A 4,972-nucleotide genomic window follows, 5' to 3' on the forward strand; every position below is an offset into this window, starting at 1 on the left:
CAGTGATGATACCGCCCAACACCAGCGGAAAACTCCATTGCCAGGACAGCCCCGGCATGTGCGCGAAGTTCATGCCGTAGAGGCTGAAGATCATGGTCGGGATGGCCAGGATGGCGCCCCAGCCGGCCAGGGTCTGCACGATCTCGTTCTGGTGGATGGTGACCTGGGCCAGGTTGATCTGCACCGCCGACTCCACCATTTCACGCAGGCGGTCGCCGGTATCGATGAAGCGCACCACGTGGTCGTAGATGTCGCGGAAGTAGGCCTTGCCATCCTTGGTGATGAGTCCTTCGTGAAAACGCAGCAATTGCGTACACACGTCCAGCAAGGGCGAAGCCACCGAACGCAGACGGATCAGCTGGCGCTTCAACTGGTACAGCTCTTGCAAGTAGGCCTTGCCGCTGATGGTGCCGGGGTTGAAGAGCTGTTCCTCGTACTGGCTGAACTTGGCTTCGAGGTCGTCCATGATGGGACGATAGTTGTCCACCACGAAGTCCATGATGGAATAGAGCACGAAGCTGGGGCCGCGCACCAGGCGCTCGGGCAGCATCTCGCAATGCTCGCGCACCTTGGCATAGCTGCGCGAGGCGCCATGCCGCACCGTGACCACGAAGCGCGGACCGGTCANGATGTGGGTCTCGCCGAACAATACCTCGCCACCGGCCAACTGCGCCGTGTGCAGTACCACGAACAGGGTATCGCCGTATTCCTCGATCTTGNNGCCGCTTGTGGCGGCGTANGCATCTTCAACCGCCAGTTCGTGCAGGCAGAAATCTTCCTTGATCTTGNTCATCAATTCGACGTTGGGGTCCAACAGGCCCAACCAGACGAAGGTACCCTCCTCTTTCAGCACGTCGCTGATTTCATCGAGGCTAATCTCGCGCAGCTTCTGCCCTTTTTGTAGACCGGCAATTGACGATCATGGCGGGATCGATCATGTCTCTTGTTCCTGTTCTTGTGGGTTCAGACGCTTGGTGCGCGCCAACGCAGGCGCTGCTTGAAGACCTGGGCCAGCATCACGCCGACCAGCGTGATGCTGCCGCCGAGGGCGTGATAGCCGTGCAATGGCTCGCCCAGCGCGAGCACTGCGATGATGACAGTAAAGATCGGCATGAGGTTCACGAAAATAGCGCAGCGGCTGGCGCCCAGGTGGACCACCCCACGCATCCACAGGAATTGCGAAATGATGGAAGCACCAATGCCGGCATACAGCAGGATGGGCAGGTTGGCCCGCGTAATGGGCGAATGATGCCCCAGCAAGAAACCGGGAAACAGCAGCAGCGTAGCCATCAACACCTGCAGATACAGCAACTGCCAGGTGCGCAAGGGCAGCGCCCAGCGCCGCAGCATCACGCCATACAGGCCATAGGCCACGGTGGCGGCCAGCATGAGCAGGTCACCTGCGACCACGCCCTGCTCGAACAAGGCCAGCGGGTGACCGCGTCCGATCAGCACCGCCAGCCCGAACAGCGAGAGGATGCCACCGGCCAGCGTGCCCACGGTGGGCGGCTCGGCGAGCAGCTTGATGCTCAACACCAGTGTCATCAATGGCATGAGCGAAGAGATGATGCCCATGCTGGTGGCCGAGGCGGTGGCTGCGGCGAAGTAGGCCAGGCTCTGGTACAACACCATGCCCAGCAGCGCCAGCACCAGGATCTTGCCCAGGTGCGGACGGATCTGCGCGCGCGCCGCCCAGGTCGGGCGCGCCAGGAAGGGCGACATCAGCATGGCCGCCAGCACCCAGCGATAGAAGGAAATATCCTCGGGCGCGATGACCCCGGCCGACATCTTGCTGATGACGGTATTGCCGGCCCAGATCAGCACCGCGCCCAGGGGAAAGCACAGGCTCTTGTAGGATAGGTCGCTACGCATCGGTCTCCTCTCAGCTAGCCCTTCAGGCCGGCTTGTTCTCTTCCTGCCCGGCCATCTCGGCCCCGGCATTGGGTGGCAACTGGCGCAGCATCAGCAGCGCCAGCGACGCCACCGCAGCCACTACCAGGAAGGCCGGCCAGAAGTCTTGCGCCACCAGCTCGCTGTGCCCCTGGATTTCATTGGACATCTGCAGTGCAAAACCGGCCAGCACCACCCCCATGCCGATGGACAATTGCTGGGCCACGCTGGCCATGCTGGTGGCCTGGCTCAAGCGCAGGCTATCGACATCGGCATAGGAAATCGCATTCAGACTGGTGAATTGCAGCGAGCGGAAGCAACCACCGATCAAGAGGATGAGCACCATCAGCAGATAGGGCGTGTTGGGGGTGAAGGTGGCGATGGCACACAGCCCCAGCACGCCCAGCGCGCCATTGACCAGCAGCACCCGACGAAAACCGAAGCGGCGCAAAAAGCGCGCGGCGATGGTCTTCATGAACATCGCCCCGGCTGCCGAAGCGCAGGTGAGCAAGCCGGAATGGAAAGGTGTATAGCCAAAACCCAGTTGCAGCATCAGCGGCAGCAGGAAGGGAATGGCGCCGATCCCCACGCGATAGAGCGAGCCACCGAACACACCGGCCCGCAAGGTCGGGATCTTCAGCAGCGCCAGGTCGATGAGCGGCGCCGTAGCGCGCCGCGCGTGCCAGACGTAGCCCGCCAGGAACAGCGTGCCGGCCACCACGCAAGCCAGCGCCACATCGCCCGAGACCAGGTGCCGACCGGCCGTGGCCAGGCCCATCATCAACAGCGAACACCCCAGCGCCGACAGCACAAAACCCTTGAAATCGAGCGGCGAAACCTGCTCAGCCTTGAGATCGGGAATGAAGCGGGTGGCCAGGTACAGGCCGAGGAGGCTGATCGGAATATTGATGAAGAAGATCCAGCGCCAATGGAAATAGGTGGTGATGAAGCCGCCCAACGGCGGGCCCAGCACGGGGCCGAACAGGGCGGGAATGGTCAGGTAGGACAAGGCCTTGACCAGGTTGACCTTTTCCACGCTGCGCAGGATCACCAGCCGCCCCACCGGCACCATCATGGCGCCACCTATGCCCTGCAGGAAACGCGCCGCCACGAACTGCGGCAAGGTCGAGGACATGCCGCACAGGATGGAGCCGAGCATGAACACGCAGATAGCCGCACGGAAGATGGTGAGCGAACCGAAGCGATCGGCCATCCAGCCCGAGATCGGGATGAACACCGCCAGGCTGACCAGGTAGGAGGTCAGCGCCAGTTTCAGCGAAATCGGATCGACCTTCATGTCCAGTGCCAGGGCCGGCAGCGACGTGGAGATGACGGTGGAATCCATCTGTTCCATGAACAGCGCACAGGCCACGATCAGCGGGATGATGAAGGTGCGGGGAATACGCATGGGAGTGGGTCGGGAGCGGGAGGGCAGCCTGGTCTGTGGCAAGCCTTCAAGTATACCTTTTACGCTATCATGCTGCCGGCTGTGCCCTTGTTCCTTGCTCCTTGCCCTAAGGCGGGCGCGGGCGCTGCCCCGATTGCCTCCACCTGCCCTGCCGGCTTTAGCTTGCCTGTTCCATGACCGATTGCTTCGCCCTCCTCGACGACCACCTGGCCAGCCCGGCCGACCCGCGCTCGCGCCTGTACAGCGGCCATCTGCGCACGCTGGCCTGCCACCAGGCAGAAGACTTCCCGGCGCTGCTGGCCGAGATGCAGACAGCACTGGCCGCCGGGCAACATGCGGTGGCGCTGTGGAGCTATGAACTGGGTGCGGCGCTGCAGGGCTTGCCGCATCGGCCACTGGCCGAACCGCTGGCGCGCGTGCTGCTGTTTAGCCGCTGCCAGCGCCTCACTGCGGCCGAGGTCGACGATTGGCTGGCCGCGCAAGCAGAGGGTGACAGCGCAGACATCGTGCATCTGCGCAGCAGCGTCGACCAAGCCAGCTTCAGCGCCGCCATCGATCGCATCCGCGACTACATCGCCGCCGGCCATACCTACCAGGTCAACTACACCTACCGCCTGCATTTCGATGTGCATGGCGATGCGATTAGTCTGTATCGCCGCCTGCGCGCGCGCCAGCCAGTGCCTTACGGCGCGCTGCTGCGCGACGAGCAGGGCGGCATGGTGTTGTCGTGCTCACCGGAATTGTTCGTCACACACCAGGACGGTCTGTTGCAGGCCAAGCCCATGAAGGGCACCGCGCGCGCCCTGCCCGATGGCGCAGCCGATGCAGAAACGCTCAACGCCCAACGCGCCCAGGCACTGGCAGCGGACGACAAGAACCGCGCCGAGAACCTGATGATCGTCGACCTGCTGCGCAATGACCTGGGTCGCGTGGCGCTGCCGGGCTCGGTACAGGTGCCGCAACTGTTCGAGGTGAGCCGCTACGGCCAGGTCTTGCAGATGACTTCCACCATCCACGCCCGGCTGCGTCCCGAGGCCACGCTGGTCGATACCCTGGCCGCGCTCTACCCCTGCGGCTCCATTACCGGCGCCCCCAAGCGCCGCACCATGGAAATCATCGATGAGCTGGAAACCGAAGCCCGTGGACTCTATACCGGCGCCATCGGCTGGTTCGATGCACCCCGTGCGGGCTCTCATGCCATCGGCGACTTCTGCCTGTCGGTACCGATCCGCACGCTGCAACTGCAGCCACCGCAACACGGCTTGCGACGCGGCGTGATGGGCGTGGGTGCGGGCATCGTCCATGACAGCCAGGCCGCATCCGAATTTGCCGAATGCCAGTTGAAAGCGGCCTTCCTGACCGGGTTGGAAAAAGACTTCAGCCTGTTTGAAACCCTGTACGCCAGCCATGGCACTTGCCGTCACCTGGACTTGCATCTGCAACGCCTGCAAGCCTCGGCCGATGCGTTGGGCTTTGCCTTCGACGAAGCGATGATCCGCCAGCAACTGGCCGACACCTGCGCCGGCTTGGCTGCCGATTTTCCCGCGGATCAGGCACACCGCCTGCGCCTGGCGCTGGATGCGCAGGGCCGCATCACGCTCCAGCACGCACCACTTACGCCCCTGGCAGGTCGGGTCAAGGTCTTCCTGGCCAACACCGCCCCGACAGCAGCGA

The 4,972-nt window shown here is 63.4% G+C and carries 3 protein-coding genes and 1 pseudogene; 1 reads left to right on the forward strand and 3 read right to left on the reverse strand.

The annotated features are described in order from the left end of the window. From I5W_RS04060 to I5W_RS04070, 3 genes and pseudogenes are all read right to left on the reverse strand, one after another. Positions 1–938 (reverse strand): annotated as a pseudogene (locus I5W_RS04060) (magnesium and cobalt transport protein CorA); the annotation flags it as partial. A gap of 25 nt (positions 939–963) precedes the next feature. Then, positions 964–1,872 (reverse strand): DMT family transporter, encoded by a 909-nt coding sequence (locus I5W_RS04065; RefSeq protein ID WP_044528276.1) that lies wholly within the window; start codon positions 1,870–1,872, stop codon positions 964–966. A gap of 22 nt (positions 1,873–1,894) precedes the next feature. After that, positions 1,895–3,298 carry an MFS transporter gene (locus I5W_RS04070; protein WP_044528277.1) on the reverse strand — a complete coding sequence of 468 codons (1,404 nt, stop codon included), beginning with the start codon at positions 3,296–3,298 and terminating at the stop codon, positions 1,895–1,897. Between the two features lie 173 nt (positions 3,299–3,471). Between I5W_RS04070 and pabB the strand changes: the two genes are divergently transcribed. Then, positions 3,472–4,972: aminodeoxychorismate synthase component I (gene pabB, locus I5W_RS04075; RefSeq protein WP_044528278.1), on the forward strand; the 1,501-nt coding region annotated here is incomplete at its 3' end.

Source organism: Herbaspirillum sp. B65, assembly GCF_000333555.1.
GTDB classification, from domain to species: Bacteria; Pseudomonadota; Gammaproteobacteria; order Burkholderiales; family Burkholderiaceae_D; genus Herbaspirillum; species Herbaspirillum rubrisubalbicans.

Bases quoted from the DNA above. Each gene is read 5' to 3' on its own strand.
- I5W_RS04065 (WP_044528276.1), bottom strand. From the start codon at position 1,872: ATGCGTAGCGACCTATCCTACAAGAGCCTGTGCTTTCCCCTGGGCGCG.
- I5W_RS04070 (WP_044528277.1), bottom strand. From the start codon at position 3,298: ATGCGTATTCCCCGCACCTTCATCATCCCGCTGATCGTGGCCTGTGCG.